The organism is Allobosea sp. NPDC055332 (assembly GCF_053645455.1).
Window position 1 is genome coordinate 150,971 of the sequence record NZ_JBSHMO010000004.1, and the last position, 19,268, is coordinate 170,238.

The window sequence follows — 19,268 nt, forward strand, 5'->3', positions numbered from 1 at the left end:
CGGAAGGGCGGCAAGCCTGGGCCGAGGACTGTCGATCACTTGAAAGCGAGAGCCTTCTCCCACCTATGTGGAAGAAGGCTGCAAGTATTCACCGGGCGAGTGCGCTACTCCGCCGCCTGCGGCTTCAGCACGCCGCGGCGGATCTGGTCTTCCTCGATCGACTCGAACAAAGCGCGGAAATTGCCTTCGCCGAAGCCGTCATCGCCCTTGCGCTGGATGAACTCGAAGAAGATCGGGCCGACCACGGTGGCCGAGAAAATCTGTAGCAGCACCTTGCTCATCCGGCCGGCCTTCTCGCCGAGCGCGACCGCGCCCTCGCCGTCGATCAGGATGCCGTTCTGCTTGAGCCGCGGCACTGGCTCGCCATGGTTCGGCACGCGGCCATCGACCTTCTCGTAATAGGTCTCGGGCGGCGAGGGCATGAAGGGCAGGCCGTTCTGGCGGAGCCGCTCGACACTGACATAGATATCGCGCGAGCCGAGCGCGACATGCTGGATGCCTTCGCCCTTGTACTGGCGCAGGTACTCCTCGATCTGGCTCTTGTCGTCGAGGGATTCATTGATCGGGATGCGGATCTTGCCGCAGGGTGAGGTCAGCGCCCGCGAGATCAGGCCGGTGAGCTTGCCCTCGATGTTGAAGAAGCGGATCTCGCGGAAATTGAAGAGCTCGCCATACCAGTCGGCCCAATGGTCCATGCGGCCGCGCATGACGTTATGGGTGAGGTGGTCGAGATAATACATCCCGGCTTGCTCGGGATGCGGGTCGCTCTCGCCGAGCCACTCGAAGTCGACATCGTAGATCGAGCCCTTCGCGCCATAGCGGTCGACGAAATAGAGCAGCGAGCCGCCGATGCCCTTCACCGCCGGGATCTGCAACTCGCCGGGCCCGACCTTGCTCTCATAGGGCTCGGCGCCGAGCGCGACGGCACGATCGAAGGCGTGCTTGGCATCGACGACACGGAACGCCATGGCGCAGGCGCAGGGGCCATGCTCGGCGGCGAAGCCCTGCGCGAAGGAATCCGGCTCGGCATTGACGATGAAATTGACGTCGCCCTGGCGATAGAGCGTGACGTTCTTGGAGCGGTGCCTCGCGACCTTGGTGAAGCCCATGGTCTCGAACAGCGCGCCGAGCTTCTCCGGCTCGGGATGGGCGTATTCGACGAACTCGAAGCCGTCGGTGCCCATCGGATTGGCGTCGGAGATGGCCGGCGGGGCGGAATCATGCGGGAACGGGCCCATGGTGTGTCCTCCTTGACTGTGCGCTTGATTGATCGTCGCGCATCCGGAAGGCGAAAGGTTTGCAAAATCCCGCGCTCTCGGATTGAATTTGCACAGATCGTGCATCAGTACGCAGGAAAGCTCACGGAATGCCGCAGCTCGACACTTTCGACTGGCGCCTGCTCGAAGCTCTCCAGCAGGATGCCTCGCTGACCAATGGCGCGCTCGCCGAGCGCGTCGGCCTCTCCGCCAGCCAGGTCTCGCGGCGGCGCCAGGCGCTGGAAAATTCGGGTGCCATCCGGGGCTATCGCGCCCTGATCGATCCGGAGGCGATCGGGCTCTCCGTCACCGTCTTCATCCATGTCGCGCTCAACACCCATTCGCGCGACAATGCCCGGCGCTTCCGCGATCTGGTGAAGCTGACGCCGTCGGTGCTGGAGGCGCATGCGCTGACCGGCGAGGCCGACTACATGCTGAAGGTGGCGGTCGGCGACCTCAAGGAGCTGGCGCGCCTGGTCAACGAGGTGCTGCTGCCGCATGAGAGCGTCGCGCGGGTGCGCTCGGAGATCGCGCTGGAGACGCTGAAGGAGCCGGGACTTCTGCCCCTGGCGATGGGGTGAGATTGCCCCTTCCGCCGATGCTGCAGCGCGCTATAACTCGCTGATGGTCGTTCTCAACCGCATCTACACCCGTACTGGCGACGACGGCACCACGGCGCTCGCCACCGGCGCACGCCGGCCGAAATTCGATCTGCGCGTCTCCGCCTATGGCACGGTCGACGAGACCAATGCCTGCATCGGCCTGGCGCGGCTGCATTGTGCCGGCGAGGATCCGCAGCTCGACGCGATGCTCGGCCGCATCCAGAACGACCTCTTCGACCTCGGTGCCGAGCTCGCTTCGCCCGATACCGGCGAGAAGCCGGCCTTCGAGCCGCTGCGCATTGTGCAGGCGCAGGTCGATCGGCTCGAGGCGGAGATCGACCTGCTCAACCGGCCGCTCGGAACGCTGCGCTCCTTCGTGCTGCCGGGCGGCACGCCAGGCGCGGCGCACTTACATCTTGCCCGCACGGTCAGTCGGCGGGCCGAAAGGCTGATGGTCGAATTGTCGCAGGGGGAGGGCGAAAGCGTCGCCCAGCCAGCGCTGAAATTCATCAACCGGCTCTCGGATTTCCTCTTCGTCGCCTCGCGCCACCTCAATGCCAGGGCTGGGGGCGACGTGCTCTGGACGCCCGGCCAGAACCGCTGATCCGATGTTCGTCCCGCTGCATGACGGCGTGCCGATGCGCTTCATCCGCGTCGCCTATGTCACCTATGCGCTGATCGCGATCTGCATCGTGCTGCGGCTCATGCTGATGCACTGGACCAGCGAGGCGAGCGAGATCGCGATCATGGCCGGTTTCGGCACGATTCCCGCTGTGCTGTTCGGCGAGGCGCAATTGCCGCCGGAGCTGCTGCGGGCGCCGCCCTGGCTGACGCTGATGACCGGCGTGATGCTGCATGCCAGCTTCGCTCATTTGATCGGCAACATGCTGTTCCTTTGGGTCTTCGGCGACAATGTCGAGGATGCGATGGGGCATCTGCGCTTCCTCCTCTTCTTCGTTCTCTGCGGTGTGGCGGGCGCCATCCTGCACGCGCTGATGAATCCCGAATCGGAGCAGCCGCTGATCGGCGCGTCCGGCGCGATCTCGGGCGTGATCGCCTCCTATCTGATGCTCTACCCGCGCGTGCGCGTCTGGGGCCTCGCCTTCAAATGGATCCCGCTGCACATCCCGGCGATGTATGCGCTCGGCGCCTGGATCCTGTTCCAGTTGCTGTCGGCGCTGTTCGACCAGCAGGGCGCGGTCGGCTGGTGGGCGCATCTCGGCGGGCTCGGCGCCGGAGCGGCGCTGACGCCGTTGCTGATCCGGCGCGAGCTGCGCCTGTTCGGGCGCAGCATACGGGGGCTGCCCTGAGTTTCATGGCGTTGACAAGCGTAAATCCCCGTCGCTACGGTCCGTCCGCATTTCTGCCGCGCGCCGCGATGCCGGTCATCGCCTGGCCGGCGGATCGGCATCCGATCGCATCTTTCCGCAACCGGTGACGCCCTTATGAAGATACTTGTGCCAGTGAAGCGAGTGGTCGACTTCAACGTGAAGATCCGGGTGAAGGGCGACGGTTCCGGGGTCGAGCTGGCCAATGTGAAGATGTCGATGAATCCCTTCGACGAGATCGCCGTCGAGGAGGCGCTGCGGCTGAAGGAAGCGGGCAAGGCAACCGAGGTGATCGTGGTCTCCGTCGGCCCGGCGCAGGCGGCAGAGACGATCCGCACCGGCCTCGCCATGGGCGCCGATCGCGGCATCCTGGTGAAGACCGATGCCGCCGTCGAGCCGCTCGCCGTCGCCAAGCTCCTCAAGAAGGTCGTCGAGCAGGAGACGCCCGAGCTCGTCATCCTCGGCAAGCAGGCGATCGACGACGACTGCAACCAGACCGGCCAGATGCTGGCGGCCCTCCTCGGCTGGCCGCAGGGAACCTTTGCCTCGAAGGTGGTGCTGGACGGCGGCTCGGCCGACGTCACCCGCGAGGTCGATGGCGGCCTGCAGACCGTTGCGCTCAAGCTGCCGGCGATCGTCACCACCGATCTTCGTCTCAACGAGCCGCGCTATGCCTCGCTGCCCAACATCATGAAGGCAAAGAAGAAGCCGCTCGACGAGACCACGCCGGAGACGCTCGGCGTCGACGTCGCCCCGCGCCTCAAGGTGCTGAAGACGGCCGAGCCGGCCGGACGCTCCGCCGGCGTCAAGGTGGCCAACGCTGCCGAACTCGTCTCCAAGCTCAAGACCGCCGGGGTGATCTGATGACCACGCTGCTGCTCGCCAAGCACGATAACAAGGCCCTCAACGAGGCCACCCGCAAGGCCTTGACCGCCGCCAAGGACCTCGGCGCGCCCGTGCATGTCCTGGTCGCCGGCCACAATGCCAAGGCCGTCGCCGAGGCCGCCGCCAAGCTCGACGGCGTCGAGAAGGTTCTGCTCGCCGACGACGGATCTTACGAGCATCGTCTCGCCGAACCACTGGCGGCGCTGATCGTCTCGCTTGCGCCCGGCTATGACGCGCTGGTTGCGCCCGGCACCACCACCGGCAAGAACGTGATGCCGCGCGTCGCCGCGCTGCTCGACGTGATGCAGGTCTCGGAAGTCACCAAGATCGTCTCGGCCGACACTTTCGAGCGGCCGATCTATGCCGGCAACGCCATCCAGACGGTGCAGTCGGGCGACGCCAAGAAGGTGATCACCGTGCGCGGCGCCTCCTTCCAGGCGACCGGCGACGGCTCCACCAGCGCCCCGATCGAGAATGTCGCGGTCGCGGCGAACCCCGGCACCTCGTCCTTCAAGGGCGAGGAGGTCGCCAAGTCCGACCGGCCGGAGCTGGCTTCGGCCAAGATCATCGTCTCGGGCGGGCGGGCGCTCGCCTCGGCCGAGAACTTCGCCAAGGTGATCGAGCCGGTGGCGGATCGTCTCGGCGCTGCCATGGGCGCCTCGCGCGCCGCGGTCGATGCCGGCTATGCCCCGAACGACTGGCAGGTCGGCCAGACCGGTAAGGTCGTCGCCCCCGAGCTCTATGTCGCGGTCGGCATCTCCGGCGCGATCCAGCATCTCGCCGGCATGAAGGATTCGAAGGTCATCGTCGCCATCAACAAGGATGAGGAAGCGCCGATCTTCCAGATCGCCGATTACGGCCTTGTCGGCGACCTCTTCACCATCCTGCCCGAGCTCGACAAAGAACTCGAAAAAGCCGGCAAGTAGCCGGAAAATCAAGTCGCGCCGCGGGCGGCCATGGGGCCGCCCGCGCCAGCTCCCCCGGGGAACAGAAGCGTCACATGGATCACCAGATCAAGACCGTCGGCATCATCGGGGCCGGGCAGATGGGCAACGGCATCGCCCATGTCGCTTCGGTCGCGGGCTTCGACATCAGGCTGCACGATATCGCTGAAGACCGCATCAACGCGGCGCTGGCGACGATCGACGGCAACATGGCCCGGCAGGTCGCCAAGGGCGCCATCGCCGACGAGGACCGCCGTACCGCGATGGCGCGGATCGTCTCGGCGCCGAAGCTGGAGGATCTGGGGCCGTGCGACCTCGTGATCGAGGCTGCGACCGAGAGCGAAGAAGTGAAGCGCAAGATCTTCACCGCGATCTGCCCCTATCTGCGGCCCGACGCGATCCTGGCTTCGAACACCTCGTCGATCTCGATCACGCGGCTCGCCGCGGCGACCGATCGCCCCGAGCACTTCATCGGCATCCATTTCATGAACCCGGTGCCGCTGATGCAGCTCGTCGAGCTGATCCGTGGCATCGCCACGGACGATGGCACCTTCGAGCGCGCCAAGGACTTCGTCGCCTCGTTGCACAAGACGGCGTCGGTCTCCGAGGACTTCCCCGCCTTCATCGTCAACCGCATCCTGCTGCCGATGATCAACGAGGCCGTCTACACGCTCTATGAGGGCGTCGGCTCGGTCGAGGCGATCGACACGGCGATGAGGCTCGGCGCGAATCACCCGATGGGTCCGCTCCAGCTCGCCGACTTCATCGGTCTCGACACCTGCCTGTCGGTGATGCAGGTGCTGCATGACGGCTTGGCCGACTCGAAGTATCGGCCGTGCCCGCTGCTGGTGAAGTATGTCGAGGCGGGCTGGCTCGGCCGCAAGACCAAGCGCGGCTTCTACGATTATCGCGGCGAAAAGCCGATTCCGACGCGCTGAGACGCACTACCGCGCCCGGATACACGCCGGGCGCCTCGTCCGAAATCATCCTCCGCCAGTTTCGCTTCTCCGTAGGCTTTCGCCTGCGGAGAATGCGCATTCGCGCCGCAACATCGTCGCTTCACATTCCTGTCGCATCGCGCTTACATTGATGCGGCAGGATTCGTGCGAGCCCTAGAAGCGGAGGCGCGATACGGGTGACGGCGCATGTGATGCATCCGATGGCCTCGCCGGACGGTTGTCCGGCGCTGGTGCTCAACGCCGATTTCCGGCCGTTGAGCTACTATCCGCTCTCGTTATGGAGCTGGCAGGACGCGATCAAGGCGGTCTTCATGGACCGGGTCAACATCGTCTCCGAATACGACACGGTGGTGCGCAGCCCGAGCTTCAACATGAAGCTGCCCTCGGTGGTCTCCCTCAAGACCTATATCAAGCCCTCGCGTACCCCGGCCTTCACCCGCTTCAACGTCTTCCTGCGCGACCGCTTCGCTTGCCAGTATTGCGGCACGCGCGACGAACTGACCTTCGACCATGTTGTGCCGCGCTCGAAGGGCGGGCTCACCACCTGGGAGAATGTCGTCGCCGCCTGCTCGCCCTGCAACCTGATGAAGGGCGACAAGATGCCGACGGCAGTTGGCATGATCCCGATGCAGAAGCCGTTCGCGCCGTCGATCAACGACCTGCATCGCAATGGCAAGCTGTTCCCGCCCAACTACCTGCACGATAGCTGGCTCGACTATCTCTACTGGGATTCCGAACTGGAGCCGTAGTCGCGCGGCTCCCTATGCGCGCCAGAAGGGCTGCGCCAGGTAGCGTTCCAGGCGCTCCCGCGACAGGCCGAAATCCTCCAGCACCGCATCGGCTTCGTCATGGAAAGCGGCATGCAGTCGGCGGCGCCAGAGCAGGCGTCGCAGCCAGAGCCGCGGCCCCGCCATGAGCTCGGCTTCGAACGATGGCCGCAGCAGATCGGTGTTGGCGGTGCAACCTGCCAGCCCGATCTTGACAGCTCCGGATCGCTCCGCGACGACACGCGCGCCCAGCGATATGACTTGCGCGGATAAGGTCTCGCCCATTGCAGCCTCCCGGCGAAAGACGTGATGCGATGACCGGTAGCGGCAGCCAGAGCGACGCGCACATGATGAATTCGAACATCGGCGTGCGTTTCGCGAACACCGGCCAGCTCCGGTTGCCGCCGCTCTCGCCGCTGCCCGCCTTCGAGGCCACCGCGCGGCTTGGGTCGATGACGCTCGCTGCCGAAGAGCTCGGCCGCACTCACAGCGCGATCAGCCGGCAGATCAAGGCGCTGGAGGAGGCTTTGGGCCTGCAGCTCGTTGATCGCAGCGTCGTGCCGCTGGGACTGACTGTCGCCGGGAAGGCGCTCTACGCCACGACGCGGATGGCGTTCGAGGCGTTCGACAGCTGCATGGGGCAGCTCCGGCCGGCGCAGGGCGGCGAGACCGTGACGCTCGCCATCGGCTCGAGCCTGGCGACCCGCTGGCTGGTGCCGCGCCTGCCGCGCTTCTATGCGGCCCATCCGGAATTCTCGATAAGGCTGACAATGGTCGGCGCGTCGGCTCTTGAGGTCGAGGACTATGACATCGTCACCAGCTGGAACCGTCTCGGTTACAACCTGCCGGACGATCAGGTCTATCATGTGCTGGGCGATGTGGCGTTCGCGCTGGTCTGCGCGCCGGGCTATCGCTTCCGCGTCGAGGCCGGGCGCCTTTCGGCCGAGACGCAGCTGATCGGCAATTTTCCGATCACGATCCAGCCATCCTATCGCGATCATCCGCTCGTCGTGCCGATTGTGGCGCGGAGCCTGACTTTTCCCCATACCCATATGTGCATCGAGGCTGCCGTCGGCGGGCTCGGAGTGACGCTGATCGAGACGCGCCTTGCGCAGCCGGAGCTGGCCGACGGCCGACTGATCGCGCCGCTCGGTGTCCTGACCATCCAGGACGGGCTGGTCGCCTTCCCGCATCCGCGCCGGGAGCCGAAGGCGGCGACGCGCAAGCTGCTGGCCTGGCTCAAGGCCGAGGCCCGTAGCGATAGCTCGCAGGCGCCCTTGTGACGGCCTAGAGTGCCTTGCCGACGTCAGCGCGACCGCGAGCGCGGGTCAGAGGCGTCGCGCAGCGCATCGCCGAGCAGGTTGAGCGCCAGCACCGTCACCAGGATGGCAAGGCTCGGGAAGACCGCCAGCCACCAGGCGTCGAGGATGTTCTCGAAGCCTTCGCGGATCATGGCACCCCAGGTCGGCGCCGGTGGCGGCACGCCGAGGCCGATGAAGCTGAGCGAGGCCTCGGTGCGGATTGCCGAAGCCAGCCAGAGCGAGCTCATCACCACCACGTCCGAGATCATGTTCGGCAGGATGTGGCGGGTCATGATCCGGAACGGGCCGCAGCCATAGGAGCGGCTCGCCTCGACGAAATCGCGCTGGCGCAGAGTGATCGTTGGCGCCCGGGCGACACGGGCGAAGGGCGCGACCTCGGTCACCGCGATGGCGATGATCAGGTTCTCGAGACTCGCGCCGAGCATGGCGGCGATCATCAGACCGAGCAGCAGGGTCGGGAAAGCGAGCAGCACGTCGAGCACGCCCATGACGAGTTGGTCGAAGACGCCGCCGATATAGCCGGCGAGCACGCCGATCGCGGTGCCGACCAGCATGGCGATCAGGATGGCGACGAAGCCGACGAAGAGCGAGATGCGGGCGCCGTAGATCAGGCGCGAGAGCACGTCGCGGCCATAGGAATCGGTGCCGAGCCAGAATTCGGCCGATGGCGGCTCCAGCCGCGCCACGATGTTCTGCTCGAGCGGGTCATGCGGGGCGAGCCAGGGCGCGAACAGCGCGACGCAGACGATCAGCGCCAGCAGGACGAGCCCGACCCAGGCGAGCGGGTTCTGCGTGAAGGCGAGCCAGAGCCCGCCGGGCTGGATCGCGACGGGGGTGTCGGCGGCGCTCATGAGTATTTCACCCTGGGATCGACGAGGCCGTAGGCGAGATCGGTCAGCGTGTTCACGACGATCACGCAGATCGCGAAGATGATCATCAGGCCCTGCAGCAGGGTGTAGTCGCGGGCATTGAGCGCGCCGATGATCAGCTTGCCGAGGCCGGGCCGGTTGAAGATGATCTCGGTCAGCACGGAATTGCCGATCAGCGTGCCGAAATAGAGCCCGACCACGGTGATGATCGGGATCAGCCCGTTGCGCAGGGCATGGGTGACGACGAGCTGGGCCGGGCCGACGCCCTTGGCGCGGGCGGTGCGGATATAGTCCTCGGTCAGCACACCGAGCATGGCGGCGCGGGTCACCCGCATCACATAGGCGGTCATGATGATGCCGAGATTGAGCGCCGGCAGCGCCAGCGCCCGCATCCGCTCGGCGAAGCTGCCGGCGCCGCTGGTGTTGCCGAGCACCGGGAACCAGTTCAGCTGGATCGCGAAGACGATCAGCATCAGGATGCCGGAGACGAAGGCCGGGAAGGACAGGCCGATCAGCGAGACGACGCGCGAGACATAGTCGACCCAGCCATTGCGGCTGAGCGCGGCGGCGACGCCGAGCGGCAGGCCAAAAAGAAGGCCGATCGTGATGGCGGCGACAGTGAGCTCGATCGTCGAGGGCAGCACGAGCAGCACCTCTCGGATGACGCTGCGCCCGCTCGACAGCGACTGCCCGAAATCGCCGGTCAGAATCTTGCCGAGGAAGGCGAGGTACTGGACGTGGACCGGCTGGTCGAGGCCGAGCTTCTCGCGCAGCGCCGCGAGCGAGGCGGCACTGGCCTGATCGCCGAGGATGACCGAGGCGGCGTCGCCCGGCACCAGCCGCACCAGCACGAAGATCGCGGTCAGCATGACGAACAAGGTGGGGATGGCCAGCAATATGCGCCTGACCAGATAGCCGATCATGCCACCGCCCTTTCCTGCATCAGCCGCGCCGGCGCAAAGGCGGCGATCTCGCGGCGCGTCCGCCCCTCGCAGACGAGCTCGGCCAGGATCGAGCCGACCACCGGGACGAGCTGGAAGCCGTGCCCGGAGAAGCCGAAGGCGTGGACGAGGCCGGGCGCGCTCGGCGACAGGCCGATGACCGGTATGTGGTCTGATGTCTCCGCCTCGATCCCGGTCCAGCAGCGGGCGATACGTACTCCCTGCACCGCCGGGAAGAGATCGCTGGCGGCGCGGGCGCCCCGAGCAAGGTTGCGGAAATCGACGGTGCTGCGCTCGCGATCGAGATCGGCCGAGCCCTGCAGGCCGCCGCCGATTACCAGCGTGCCCTGAACCGATTGCTTGAAGGAGAGCGCCCGGCCGACGACGCTGACGACGGGGGCGAGCAGGGGTGCGAGCCGTTCGGTGACGATCATCATCGAGGCGCGGACGCCAAGGGGGATCGCATCGCCGAAGAGGGCAGCGAGCCGTCCGGCCCAGGCGCCGGCGGCGTTGACGACGTGAGATGCACGAAAGCGCCTGTCACCGCAGACGAGCAGCCAGTCGCTGCCCTGCCGATCGACCGCCTCGACGCCGCAGCCCTCGGCGATGACGACGCCTTCAGCCTCGCAGGCGCGGCGGAAGGCGGCGATGGTGCGGTGCGGGTCGGCGGCGCCGTCACGACGCGCCACCAGCGCGCCGACGCAATGCGGGCTTAGCGACGGCACGAGGCGACGCAATTCGGCGGCGTCGATCAGCTCTTCATGGCCGTAGCCGAGAGCGCTGGTGCGCGCCTGGCGCTCGATCAGGGCCGGCATGTGCTCGGGCATCTCGGCGATGCGCAGCTGGCCATGGGCATGGAAGCCGCAATCGTCGCCGACGATCATCTCGATCCGGTGCCACATCTCCATCGCCTCAAGCGAGATCGGGATCTCGGCGATGTCGCGGCCGAGGGTGCGCACGCCCGCCGCGGTGGCGCCGGAGGCGTGGCGGCCGGTCCAGCGCCGCTCGACCAGCGCGACCTTGCGGCCGGAGCGGGCGAGATGCAGCGCAGCGGAGAGGCCATGCAGCCCGCCGCCGACCACGACCACATCGAATGCGGCCTCGTTCATGCCGCTGGTTCCTGCTCGTCGAGGCTGGCGAGCTCGCCCAGCGTCACCGGCTTCAATGGCGGCCTGATCCGGTAGAAGCCGACCTCCTCGACGGGGCGACCCTGCGCCGCGGCGACGATATGGGCCATGCTGTATCCGCATTGCCGGCCTTGGCACGGGCCCATGCCGGCGCGGGTGAAGGCCTTGAGCTGGTTGGGGCCGGGCCGCCCCTCGACTGCACGGGCGCGCAGTTCGCCCGCCGTGACCTCCTCGCAGCGGCAGACCAGCGTCTCGTCCGGCGGCGCATAAAGCTGCGGGCGCGGTGCGTAGAGCGCATCGAGGAAGGGCCGCAGCGCGAGCGCACTGGAAAGGGCGCTTCGCTCGGGCGCAGCGGCGGCTTCCGTGGTGGCTTCATCGAGCCGGCCGAGCTTGGCCGCAACGCGCAGCGCCGCGAGTCGCCCACGCGGTTCGGCTGCCTCGGCCCCGCCGATGCCGGCGCCGTCACCGGCGACGAAGATATTGGCCTGCGAACTCTCGCCCCAGGCGTCGAGCACCGGGACATAGCAGTGCTGGCCGGCATGCCAGCTCACGGCGCAGCCGAGCGCCAGCGGCGCATGGATGTTGGGAACCACACCCTCATGGACGAGCAGCACCTCGGCGAGAACCTCGGCCTCCCGCCCGCCTTCCGTGCGGTAGCGCAGGCGCTGGAGGCGGCCTTCGCCCTCGGCACGCAGTTCCGTGACATGGCGGATGATCGGGATGCCAGCCCGGCGCAGCGCCAGCGACCAGGACAGGCCCTTCATGAGATCGCCGAGACGGCCGAGCCCCTGCGGCAGATGGCGTAGCGCTGCGGGCAGGCGCCCGCGCGGGGTGGTGTCGAGAAAGCCGGTGATGCGTCCGCCCGCCGCGAGCAGCTGGGTCATGTAGAGCAGCGGCAGCGGGCCGCAGCCGGCAATCCAGACCGGCTGCTCCGGCACGGAATCGGCTGTTTTCAGCAGGATCTGCGCTGCGCCGACCGTCAGCACGCCTGGCAGCGTCCAGCCGGGGAAGGGAGAGGGCCGCTCCTGCGCTCCGGTGGCGAGGATGATCGCCTCTGCCGTCACGGTGCGGGCCTTGCCGCCTCGCGTCACGAAGGCGCGGAAGCCCGGCTCGATCTGCCAGAGCTGGCTCTCGGGCTCGTAGAGTGCGCCACAGGCACGGAAGGCGGCGGCGCGGTCGGCGCCGGCAAGATAGCTCTCGCCGAGCCGCTTGGCACGCGACGTCGCGGCCACGGTCTCGATGCCGCGCCAGATCTGGCCGCCGGGCGCCGGTTGGTCGTCGACGACGCGGACGGTAAGACCGTGGCGGCGGGCGGTGACGGCGGCGGCCATGCCGGCCGGGCCGGCGCCGACGATGAGGAGATCGGTTTGCTCGCTCATGCCGACAGGCTCCGGCGGCCCTGCTGGCGGGCGATGCGCATGCCGTTGGCGACCGGCGTCAGGCAGCTCTGGACCGAGCCCTGGCCGTCGATCTCGACCAGGCACTCGAAGCAGACGCCCATCATGCAATAGGGCGCGCGCGGGCTCTGCGAGACGGGTGTCGTGCGGCTCCAGCCTTCCTGCTGGCGCAGCAGCACCGCGGCGACGCTCTCACCGAGCTCGGCGACGACGGGACGCCCGTCGATGAAGATGGTGACCGCCTGCGGCCCCGGGTCATGCAGCTTGCGGAACATCGAACCGACTCTGGTGGAAGGGAGAAAAGCGCGCGGGCAGCGCGCCCGCCGCGATGGCGCAGGCGAGTTCCTCGGCATGGAGGGCCGCAAGCGTCACGCCGGAATGGCAGAGTGCGACGAAGGCGCCGGGATGGCTCTGCGACTGCGCATAGATCGGGTAGCTGTCGGGCGTCATGATGCGCAGGCCGGCCCATTGCCTGACGAGCCCGACCTTGGCCAGCGCAGGGACGATCTGCACCGTCTTGCGGCTGAGATGTGCCGCCGCCTCGCCGGTGGTCGAGACGTCGTAGCCGGGATCGTCCTTAGTCGCGCCGATCATCACCGTGCCTTCGCCGGTCTGCCGCAGGCCGCTCGCCGGCAGCGGCAGGAAGGGTGCGAGCCGCTCTGTGACGAGCACCTGGCCGCGCTCCGGTCGCAAGGGCACATCGAGACCGACCTGACGCGCCAACTCGGGCGAGCCGAGCCCGGCGGCGATGACGATCCGCGGCGCCACCAGCGTCTCGCCGTCGAGCGCGAGCTTGAAGTCGGTACCGGCCTTCTCGATGCGCTTGACCCGGGCGCGATGACGCAGTGCGCCGCCATGGCGAAGGACGCCGGCATGCAATGCGGCGAGCAATCGCAGCGGATTGGCGTGCCCGTCGCGACGGCCGAAGCTGGCGCCCGCTACATCAGGACCGAGCGTCACCTTCGGCAACAGCCGCGCTAGCGTGGAGCGATCGAGCATCTCCCAATCCGGCTCGTCGTCGCCGCGCTGGTTATGGAGGCGTAAGAGGTCGAGCCGGCGCTTCTCGAAGGCCTCCTCGCCCAGGCAGAAGGCGAGGCCGCCATTCTGCTCATAGGTCAGATTGATCGCCGTCTCGGCTTCGAGCTGGTCGGTCAGGCCGCGCCAGAGCGCGATGCTATCGCGGGTCAGGGCCTGGTAGGCCGGCATGCCCAAGCCCTTGCCCTGCAGCCAGACCAGTCCGAAATTCGCCCGTGCGGCGCGGAAATCGCCGTCGTCGCCGTCGAGCAGCAGCACCTTCTGCTGCTTGCGGGCGAGGCCGTAGGCGATGGCGGCGCCGACCGTTCCCCCTCCGATGACGATGATGTCCGGCCGCATGAAATTCCCTCGTTGGCTTGACGTTAGGGAGCGACATTGTATTTCGTCAAAGTCGTTTTTCTCTGCGCTCTATTCCCAGGGGTTATGCAATGGTGAGGCGGCTCAACCTGCGCCAGGTCGAGGCTTTCAAGGCGGTGATCGAATACGGCACCGTCAGCCGCGCGGCCGAGATGATGAACGTCTCGCAGCCGGCGATGAGCAAGCTGATCGCCCATCTCGAAGAGGATACGGCCCTGCGCCTGTTCGACCGGGTCAAGGGCCGGCTGGTGGCGACGCGGCGCGGCATGCGGCTCTATGAGGAGATCGACCGGATCTTTGCCGGCGTGCGCCAGGTCGAGAATGCCGTCGAGGCGATCCGGCGCGACGAGCAGAGCCGCCTGCTGATCGGGGTGATGCCGGCGCTCTCCGGCTCCTTCATCCAGGAGGCGACCTCGCGCTTCCTCGCCAGGCAGCCCGGCGTGTTCTGCTCGGTGCAGTCGCGCAGCTCGCAATGGATTTCCGATGCGCTCGTAACCCACAGGCTCGATGTTGGGCTGATCATCGCTCCGGTCGACAACCCCTACGTCGCTGCCGAGCCGATGATGGGCCATCCGGTGGTCTGCATTCTGCCGCTCGGCCATAAGCTGACGGAAAAGGAAGTGATCACCCCGCGCGATCTCGCCGGTGTTCCCTTCATCTCATTTGATCCGGAGAGCCACACCCATCGCAGCATCAGCCGGGTGCTCGAGGGTCATGGGGTGACGCCGGAGGTGGTGATGATCGCCAATGTCTCGCCGACGCTCTGCGAGTTCGTCGCGGCCGGCGTCGGCGTTTCGCTGGTGCATCCGCTGATCGTCGGTGGCCTGCGTGACAAGATCGCGATCCGCCGCTTCGAACCGGAGTTCCAGCTCGATTTCCAGCTCTGCCGCAACCGCGACAGCCGCAATGCCAGGCTGGTCGCCGCCTTCCTCGAAAGCGCGCGCGAGGCGGCGGCGGAGATCTCGCGGACTATCCTGACGCCGAATCCAGCCTGATCGTCGCGAGCGCGTCGAGCAGCGGGGCATGGTCGCCGTCGCGCAGGCGGTTGCAGGCCATGATCAACCGTTCCTGCTGGGCTGGTGTCGCGGCGAGGCGGCCCGCCTGACGCAGTTTGTCTTCGAGATCGGCCCAGGAGGGCGGCGCGCTTGCCTCGCCGCGCGGAGCCGTCACGGGTGAGGTAAGCGTGTTCCCGCCGCTGCGGACGGTCACGCGCGCCAGCGTCTCCGCCGGAAAGCGGGTGTCGAGCTCGGGGTCTAGGCGTAGAGAAACCTTCCGTGCCAGCGCAACGACATCGGGGCGATCGATCGCCGAGGGCGTCAACGGCAGCAGGGCGTCCGGTCCATCGATCGCGACCAGCGCTAGGCAATAGGGGATGCTGAACTGGATGTCGGTGAAGCCGCTTGGCTCTGGCCGGTTGGCGATCCGCAGAGCGCCGGCATAGGTTGCGACCTCGATCGACTCGATGTCGTCAGGCGCGAGGTGGTGCTCCGCGACGAGGCCGAGCAGCGCCTCGACCGGCGCATGCACATGCCGGCAGCAGGCGTGGAATTTCATGTAGTTGCGGGCGATGTAGCGCTGCCGGCCGAGGTTCTCGACGAGCCCCTCCAGCTGGAAATGCTCGGGGTGGTCGAGCAGAGCGAGCGGCCCGCTATGGCCGGCTTCGGCCAGGAGCAGGGCGTTGACGGCGATCAGGCTCGACCAGGCGATGCCTTCCTTGACGTCGTTGCCTTCCTGCGCCGGAAAGACGGGCCCCGCGCCGGCATGGAGCTGGTTCGGCGCACTGATGCCGGCGATGGCGAAGGCATGGGCCAGGACGTCCGGCGGCGTCCGCCTGAGCGCGCCCAGAGCCGCGACGACGCCATAGCCCGACCACATCCCGGTATTGGCGTAGAAGCGGCGTGCCGCGCCGACGGCGACGCCAACCTCGTATCCGACCACGATCGCCCGCAGCAGCTCCTCCGTCGTGGCGCCGATCTCCTCGGCCGCCGCCAAGGCGGCCGGGATGATCGCCGCGCCAGGATGGCCCCGCGCGATGCGGTGGCCGTCGTCGAGGTCGAGCGCCGCAGCGGCGGAGGCGTTGCACCAGACCGCACTGGCGAGGCCGGCTCGCTGCCCGGTGAACCAGATCGGCAGGGCGCCGCCGGCCATCGTCGCGGATGCCACGTGCCGGACTGCGCGAGGGCCAGGTGCGTCGATACCGGGGAGCGTGGCGGCGACGAGGTCGAGCAGGGCCCGGCAGGCCGCCTCCCGCAGGTCGTCCGCCAGCGCCTCTCCGTGTGTGCCGGCAACATAGCCCGCGAGCCGGCGCACCGTTTCCATGTCGCGGTTCTGCCTTCGCCTCAGCGTGCCTTCAGCGTCGTCGCCTCGGTAATCGGCGGGGCGAGGTTGAGTGCGCCCTTCAGCTCGTAACCGAAATCGAGCTTGTCGCTTCGCGCCCAGACCTGGCGTAGCTCAAACAGGGGAATGGCGCAGACATCGTCCATGATCTTGCGCTGCGCCTCTTTCCAGAGCGCCTTCTGGGCCTCGGCGCTCGGCGCGACCCTGGCCTCCTCGATCTCCTTGTCGGCGATGGCGCAGTGCGAGAAGTTCGTGGCGGCGGTCGGCGTGTTGACCGTTGCGCGCGAGTGGAAGAACTCGCTGAGATAGGTGTCGGCGATCGGGAAGCGCGCCGCGCCGTAGAAGACGAGCCCGCTCAGGTCCTTGCGGCTCTGGCTCTGATAGGTCGCGTGGTCGACGACCTGCATCTCCAGCTTGATCCCGGCCTTGGCGAGCTGTGCCTGGATGATCTCCATGAAGGGCTGCTGCGCCGAGATGTTGGAGACGATCGCCTTGATGGTGATGCCGTCTTTGTGGCCGGCCTCGGCCAGCAGGGCCTTGGCCTTGGCGAGGTCGAAGCCGTAACGGACGGTGCAATCCTCGCCGAGATAGCCCGGCGGCACGATCGAGCAGCCCTTGGGGCCGACATCCTTGCCGACGAAGCGCACGAGGTCGTCGACATTGACCGCGGCGGCGATGGCGCGGCGCACGCGGATGTCGTCGAGCGGCGGCTGGCTGCGGTTGATATGCAGCAAACGGTATTCGCCCGGTTGGAAGATCTCGACATTGAAGCCGGGGCGCTTGCGGGCGGAATCGACCCAGCGCTGCTCGCGCTTGCCGTAGAAGAGGTCGAGCTCGCCGGAGGTGAAGGCGAGCTCGCGCGCGCTGTCGGAGGGGATGGCACGCATCATGATCGTGTCGATCTTCGGCTTGCCGCGGAAATAGTCGGGGTTGGCGGCGAGCTTCACATATTGCTGGGTCACTTGCTCGACGAAGGTGAAGGGGCCGGTCCCGACCGGCTTGGCGCCATAGCGGTCGCCGAGTTCCTCGCCAGCCTTGCGGCTGACGATGTTGCCGCCATGGTAGTTGGAGACCCGGCCGAGGAAATTGACGTCCGGGTATTTCAGCGTGACGCGGACGGTGAGGTCATCGAGCTTCTCGACTTTGTCGATCGCCGAGAAATCCGAGGAGAAGGTCGAACGCTTCGGGTCACCGGCGCGCTGCAGGGAATAGACGACATCGTCGGCATTGAGCGTGCCCCAGTCGCCATGGAACCTGACGCCCTTGCGCAGGTGGAAGGTCCAGACGTTGCCGTCCGGCGAGGTCTCCCAGCGCTCGGCGAGGTCGGGCTCGAGGTCCTTCGGATCGGCGCTGCCGGGCTTGAAGCGGACGAGGCCGTTATAGAGCCAGCCGATCAGCGACTTGTCATCGGTCGCACTGGCGCGGTGGGCGTCGAGCGTCGAGACATTGCTGGCGCCGGAGCTGACGCGGAGGACCGTTTCCTGGGCCAGCGCGACCTGCAGGCCCGCGAACAGCATCAGGCCTGCAAGCCCGGCGACATGCGTCTTCATGGTTTGATCCCTCGACCATTTATTGGCGCGATAGTGGGGATCGCCTTCCCAGTCTGTCCAAGTCGAAATCGGGGATGGGGTATTCTGCAGGGTTATGGCGTGATCGGCACCGCGCCGTGGCCGGCTGGCCGAACCGCGAATCAGGCCGCTGCTTTGTCCGACTGCCGGCGGGCGAGGTCGCTCAGCCCCAGTAACGCCAGCGCCAACAGCGCGAGCGAGGCCAGCGCGTTCCAGCCGGCGAGCGAGAGGCCGAGGAAGCGCCAGGCGGCTTCGGTGCAGGAGACGATGCGGGTCGTCTGCAGCTGCTTCATCAGGTCCTGGACTCCAGCCGCGGCCGGCGCGGGCGTGCCCCCGCAATCGTTCGGACCGGCGAAGACACCCCATTCCACGCCGGAGTGATAGATGCCGAGCCCGGTGCTCCAGGCCATCAGCAGCGCGAGGCCGATCAGCGCGGCGATCTGGAGGCGGCGCGAGCGGGCGAAAACCAGCGCCAGCGCGGCAAGCCCGATCGCGGCGTAGTGCGGCGCCCGCTGCTCGAGGCAGAGTTTGCAGGGCCGCAAATGCAGGACCAGCTCGAAGAACCAGGCGCCGGCGATCAAGGCGAGGCTCGCGATCCCGATCAGCGCGATCAGGCGGCGGGGATCAGCAAGCAGGCGCGAGAAGGAGCCGGTCATGGCATCACTCAGCAGGAGAACATCTGGCCCGAGCCTGTCAGCAGCTTGAGGCCGAAATAGAGCAGGATCAGCAGGGCGGCGCCGCCGAGCGCGATCAGCTTCAGCCGCTTCTCGATGAAGTGCCGGATCGTCTCGCCATAGCGACGCAGCAGGAAGGCAAGGGCGAAGAAGCGGGCGCCGCGGGCGAGGATGCAGGAGAGGACGAAGAAGCCGAGCCCGATATGGACGGCGCCAGCCAGGATGGTCACCACCTTGATCGGTGGCAGATGCGCCAGGCCGGAGGTGGTCAGGAGGAGCAGCGTCATGTCCGGGCTGGCACAGGCGCGCAACTGCTCGAAGGCGCCGAGCTTGCCGTAGAAGGCGAGCACCGGCCGGGCCAGCGCGTCGAAGGCGTAATAGCCGAGCGCGTAGCCGGCGATACCGCCGAGCGTCGAGAAGATGGTGGCGATCAAGGCGAGGCGATAGGCCCGCGCGGGCTTGGCGAGGGCCATCGGCACGAACAGCACATCCGCCGGGATCAGGAAGAAGGAGCTCTCGATGAAGGCGACGACGGCAAGCCAGACCTGCGCGCTGCGGCGGGCGGCGAGCGAGAGCGTCCAGAGATAAAGGCGTTCGAACATCGCTGCCCCTTAGCGGGCGCCGGGGCGTCCGTCCATGGCGCCGGCGCCACAGAGAAAGGCGATCACGCGAGATTGACCGGCCTTTGCCGATCGCTATAGTCCGCCGGCCCGAAAGGGGCCCCTGTGGCGGAATTGGTAGACGCGCTCGACTCAAAATCGAGTTCCGCAAGGAGTGCTGGTTCGATCCCGGCCAGGGGCACCAAAACAAGTTTCGCCGGCAGTCGTAGGCGACCGTAGGGCCTCTCAAGCTACGAATTTTATGAGCTTTTCGTTTCGCTGACTTGCGCGTGCCTTCATT

General features: G+C 67.2%; 21 protein-coding genes and 1 tRNA gene. 10 read left to right on the forward strand and 12 right to left on the reverse strand.

Annotation, left to right across the window (positions count from 1 at the left end; translation table 11 throughout):
* Nucleotides 1-104: 104 nt before the first annotated feature.
* The gene (gene hppD / locus ACWIGM_RS22375; protein ID WP_454028174.1) at nt 105-1,238 is read right to left on the reverse strand and encodes a 4-hydroxyphenylpyruvate dioxygenase; all 1,134 of its coding nucleotides are present in this window, start codon (nt 1,236-1,238) and stop codon (nt 105-107) included.
* A 128-nt stretch (nt 1,239-1,366) separates the two neighbouring features.
* On the opposite strand from hppD, the gene ACWIGM_RS22380 reads away from it, so the two are divergent.
* The 7 genes from ACWIGM_RS22380 (at nt 1,367) to ACWIGM_RS22410 (ending at nt 6,723) form a co-directional block, all read left to right on the forward strand.
* Nucleotides 1,367-1,837, forward strand: a complete 471-nt coding sequence (locus tag ACWIGM_RS22380; protein WP_454028175.1) for an Lrp/AsnC family transcriptional regulator — start codon at nt 1,367-1,369, stop codon at nt 1,835-1,837.
* 43 nt (nt 1,838-1,880) lie between these two features.
* Nucleotides 1,881-2,462 (forward strand): cob(I)yrinic acid a,c-diamide adenosyltransferase, encoded by a 582-nt coding sequence (locus ACWIGM_RS22385; protein WP_454028176.1) that lies wholly within the window; start codon nt 1,881-1,883, stop codon nt 2,460-2,462.
* Nucleotides 2,463-2,466: 4 nt separating this feature from the next.
* Nucleotides 2,467-3,168: a rhomboid family intramembrane serine protease gene (locus ACWIGM_RS22390; RefSeq protein WP_454028177.1), complete on the forward strand. Its 702-nt coding sequence runs from the start codon at nt 2,467-2,469 to the stop codon at nt 3,166-3,168.
* Nucleotides 3,169-3,303: 135 nt separating this feature from the next.
* Nucleotides 3,304-4,050: an electron transfer flavoprotein subunit beta/FixA family protein gene (locus tag ACWIGM_RS22395; protein WP_454028178.1), complete on the forward strand. Its 747-nt coding sequence runs from the start codon at nt 3,304-3,306 to the stop codon at nt 4,048-4,050.
* Nucleotides 4,050-4,997 carry an electron transfer flavoprotein subunit alpha/FixB family protein gene (locus ACWIGM_RS22400; protein ID WP_454028179.1) on the forward strand — a complete coding sequence of 316 codons (948 nt, stop codon included), beginning with the start codon at nt 4,050-4,052 and terminating at the stop codon, nt 4,995-4,997. The genes ACWIGM_RS22395 and ACWIGM_RS22400 overlap by 1 nt, the downstream gene beginning before the upstream one ends.
* A 74-nt stretch (nt 4,998-5,071) precedes the next feature.
* Nucleotides 5,072-5,953 (forward strand): 3-hydroxybutyryl-CoA dehydrogenase, encoded by an 882-nt coding sequence (locus ACWIGM_RS22405; protein WP_454028180.1) that lies wholly within the window; start codon nt 5,072-5,074, stop codon nt 5,951-5,953.
* A 212-nt stretch (nt 5,954-6,165) separates the two neighbouring features.
* Nucleotides 6,166-6,723, forward strand: a complete 558-nt coding sequence (locus tag ACWIGM_RS22410) for an HNH endonuclease (protein ID WP_152013598.1) — start codon at nt 6,166-6,168, stop codon at nt 6,721-6,723.
* A gap of 12 nt (nt 6,724-6,735) precedes the next feature.
* Here ACWIGM_RS22410 and ACWIGM_RS22415 read toward each other — a convergent pair whose 3' ends face one another.
* A complete protein-coding gene (locus ACWIGM_RS22415) occupies nt 6,736-7,026 on the reverse strand; it encodes a hypothetical protein (RefSeq protein ID WP_454028181.1) in 291 nt (96 codons plus the stop codon).
* 62 nt (nt 7,027-7,088) lie between these two features.
* Here ACWIGM_RS22415 and ACWIGM_RS22420 point away from each other — a divergent pair, with 62 nt between their 5' ends.
* Nucleotides 7,089-8,024, forward strand: coding sequence for a LysR family transcriptional regulator (locus ACWIGM_RS22420; protein ID WP_454028182.1), 936 nt, complete (start codon nt 7,089-7,091; stop codon nt 8,022-8,024).
* Between the two features lie 23 nt (nt 8,025-8,047).
* Here ACWIGM_RS22420 and ACWIGM_RS22425 read toward each other — a convergent pair whose 3' ends face one another.
* Genes ACWIGM_RS22425 through ACWIGM_RS22450 form a run of 6 tightly spaced genes read right to left on the reverse strand, consistent with a single transcriptional unit; the run spans nt 8,048 to nt 13,771 of the window.
* Nucleotides 8,048-8,914, reverse strand: coding sequence for an ABC transporter permease (locus tag ACWIGM_RS22425; protein ID WP_454028183.1), 867 nt, complete (start codon nt 8,912-8,914; stop codon nt 8,048-8,050).
* Entirely contained in the window at nt 8,911-9,855 is a 945-nt protein-coding gene (locus tag ACWIGM_RS22430) for an ABC transporter permease (RefSeq protein ID WP_454028184.1), read from the reverse strand. The genes ACWIGM_RS22425 and ACWIGM_RS22430 overlap by 4 nt, the downstream gene beginning before the upstream one ends.
* On the reverse strand, nt 9,852-10,982 hold the full coding sequence (locus ACWIGM_RS22435; protein WP_454028185.1) for an NAD(P)/FAD-dependent oxidoreductase: 1,131 nt from the start codon (nt 10,980-10,982) through the stop codon (nt 9,852-9,854). The genes ACWIGM_RS22430 and ACWIGM_RS22435 overlap by 4 nt, the downstream gene beginning before the upstream one ends.
* On the reverse strand, nt 10,979-12,379 hold the full coding sequence (locus ACWIGM_RS22440) for an FAD/NAD(P)-dependent oxidoreductase (RefSeq protein WP_454028186.1): 1,401 nt from the start codon (nt 12,377-12,379) through the stop codon (nt 10,979-10,981). The genes ACWIGM_RS22435 and ACWIGM_RS22440 overlap by 4 nt, the downstream gene beginning before the upstream one ends.
* Entirely contained in the window at nt 12,376-12,672 is a 297-nt protein-coding gene (locus ACWIGM_RS22445) for a (2Fe-2S)-binding protein (protein ID WP_454028187.1), read from the reverse strand. Before ACWIGM_RS22445 ends, ACWIGM_RS22440 begins: the two co-directional genes overlap by 4 nt.
* Entirely contained in the window at nt 12,653-13,771 is a 1,119-nt protein-coding gene (locus ACWIGM_RS22450; protein WP_454028188.1) for an NAD(P)/FAD-dependent oxidoreductase, read from the reverse strand. The genes ACWIGM_RS22445 and ACWIGM_RS22450 overlap by 20 nt, the downstream gene beginning before the upstream one ends.
* 89 nt (nt 13,772-13,860) lie before the next feature.
* On the opposite strand from ACWIGM_RS22450, the gene ACWIGM_RS22455 reads away from it, so the two are divergent.
* Nucleotides 13,861-14,784 carry a LysR substrate-binding domain-containing protein gene (locus ACWIGM_RS22455; protein WP_454028189.1) on the forward strand — a complete coding sequence of 308 codons (924 nt, stop codon included), beginning with the start codon at nt 13,861-13,863 and terminating at the stop codon, nt 14,782-14,784.
* On the opposite strand, the gene ACWIGM_RS22460 is transcribed toward ACWIGM_RS22455, so the two are convergent.
* The 4 genes from ACWIGM_RS22460 to ACWIGM_RS22475 all read right to left on the reverse strand — a co-directional run bounded on the left by ACWIGM_RS22460 (nt 14,759) and on the right by ACWIGM_RS22475 (nt 18,970).
* A complete protein-coding gene (locus tag ACWIGM_RS22460) occupies nt 14,759-16,108 on the reverse strand; it encodes an MmgE/PrpD family protein (RefSeq protein WP_454028190.1) in 1,350 nt (449 codons plus the stop codon). The genes ACWIGM_RS22455 and ACWIGM_RS22460 overlap by 26 nt on opposite strands.
* 20 nt (nt 16,109-16,128) lie before the next feature.
* Nucleotides 16,129-17,676, reverse strand: coding sequence for an ABC transporter substrate-binding protein (locus ACWIGM_RS22465; RefSeq protein WP_454028191.1), 1,548 nt, complete (start codon nt 17,674-17,676; stop codon nt 16,129-16,131).
* Between the two features lie 140 nt (nt 17,677-17,816).
* The gene (locus ACWIGM_RS22470; protein WP_454028192.1) at nt 17,817-18,350 is read right to left on the reverse strand and encodes a disulfide bond formation protein B; all 534 of its coding nucleotides are present in this window, start codon (nt 18,348-18,350) and stop codon (nt 17,817-17,819) included.
* An 8-nt stretch (nt 18,351-18,358) separates the two neighbouring features.
* Nucleotides 18,359-18,970 carry a YqaA family protein gene (locus ACWIGM_RS22475; protein ID WP_454028193.1) on the reverse strand — a complete coding sequence of 204 codons (612 nt, stop codon included), beginning with the start codon at nt 18,968-18,970 and terminating at the stop codon, nt 18,359-18,361.
* 117 nt (nt 18,971-19,087) lie between these two features.
* On the opposite strand from ACWIGM_RS22475, the gene ACWIGM_RS22480 reads away from it, so the two are divergent.
* Nucleotides 19,088-19,172 (forward strand) — tRNA-Leu (locus ACWIGM_RS22480).
* The last annotated feature ends 96 nt before the right edge of the window (nt 19,173-19,268 follow it).

Bases quoted from the DNA above. Each gene is read 5' to 3' on its own strand.
- hppD (WP_454028174.1), bottom strand. From the start codon at position 1,238: ATGGGCCCGTTCCCGCATGATTCCGCCCCGCCGGCCATCTCCGACGCC.
- ACWIGM_RS22380 (WP_454028175.1), top strand. From the start codon at position 1,367: ATGCCGCAGCTCGACACTTTCGACTGGCGCCTGCTCGAAGCTCTCCAG.
- ACWIGM_RS22385 (WP_454028176.1), top strand. From the start codon at position 1,881: ATGGTCGTTCTCAACCGCATCTACACCCGTACTGGCGACGACGGCACC.
- ACWIGM_RS22390 (WP_454028177.1), top strand. From the start codon at position 2,467: ATGTTCGTCCCGCTGCATGACGGCGTGCCGATGCGCTTCATCCGCGTC.
- ACWIGM_RS22395 (WP_454028178.1), top strand. From the start codon at position 3,304: ATGAAGATACTTGTGCCAGTGAAGCGAGTGGTCGACTTCAACGTGAAG.
- ACWIGM_RS22400 (WP_454028179.1), top strand. From the start codon at position 4,050: ATGACCACGCTGCTGCTCGCCAAGCACGATAACAAGGCCCTCAACGAG.
- ACWIGM_RS22405 (WP_454028180.1), top strand. From the start codon at position 5,072: ATGGATCACCAGATCAAGACCGTCGGCATCATCGGGGCCGGGCAGATG.
- ACWIGM_RS22410 (WP_152013598.1), top strand. From the start codon at position 6,166: ATGCATCCGATGGCCTCGCCGGACGGTTGTCCGGCGCTGGTGCTCAAC.
- ACWIGM_RS22415 (WP_454028181.1), bottom strand. From the start codon at position 7,026: ATGGGCGAGACCTTATCCGCGCAAGTCATATCGCTGGGCGCGCGTGTC.
- ACWIGM_RS22420 (WP_454028182.1), top strand. From the start codon at position 7,089: ATGATGAATTCGAACATCGGCGTGCGTTTCGCGAACACCGGCCAGCTC.
- ACWIGM_RS22425 (WP_454028183.1), bottom strand. From the start codon at position 8,914: ATGAGCGCCGCCGACACCCCCGTCGCGATCCAGCCCGGCGGGCTCTGG.
- ACWIGM_RS22430 (WP_454028184.1), bottom strand. From the start codon at position 9,855: ATGATCGGCTATCTGGTCAGGCGCATATTGCTGGCCATCCCCACCTTG.
- ACWIGM_RS22435 (WP_454028185.1), bottom strand. From the start codon at position 10,982: ATGAACGAGGCCGCATTCGATGTGGTCGTGGTCGGCGGCGGGCTGCAT.
- ACWIGM_RS22440 (WP_454028186.1), bottom strand. From the start codon at position 12,379: ATGAGCGAGCAAACCGATCTCCTCATCGTCGGCGCCGGCCCGGCCGGC.
- ACWIGM_RS22445 (WP_454028187.1), bottom strand. From the start codon at position 12,672: ATGTTCCGCAAGCTGCATGACCCGGGGCCGCAGGCGGTCACCATCTTC.
- ACWIGM_RS22450 (WP_454028188.1), bottom strand. From the start codon at position 13,771: ATGCGGCCGGACATCATCGTCATCGGAGGGGGAACGGTCGGCGCCGCC.
- ACWIGM_RS22455 (WP_454028189.1), top strand. From the start codon at position 13,861: ATGGTGAGGCGGCTCAACCTGCGCCAGGTCGAGGCTTTCAAGGCGGTG.
- ACWIGM_RS22460 (WP_454028190.1), bottom strand. From the start codon at position 16,108: ATGGAAACGGTGCGCCGGCTCGCGGGCTATGTTGCCGGCACACACGGA.
- ACWIGM_RS22465 (WP_454028191.1), bottom strand. From the start codon at position 17,676: ATGAAGACGCATGTCGCCGGGCTTGCAGGCCTGATGCTGTTCGCGGGC.
- ACWIGM_RS22470 (WP_454028192.1), bottom strand. From the start codon at position 18,350: ATGACCGGCTCCTTCTCGCGCCTGCTTGCTGATCCCCGCCGCCTGATC.
- ACWIGM_RS22475 (WP_454028193.1), bottom strand. From the start codon at position 18,970: ATGTTCGAACGCCTTTATCTCTGGACGCTCTCGCTCGCCGCCCGCCGC.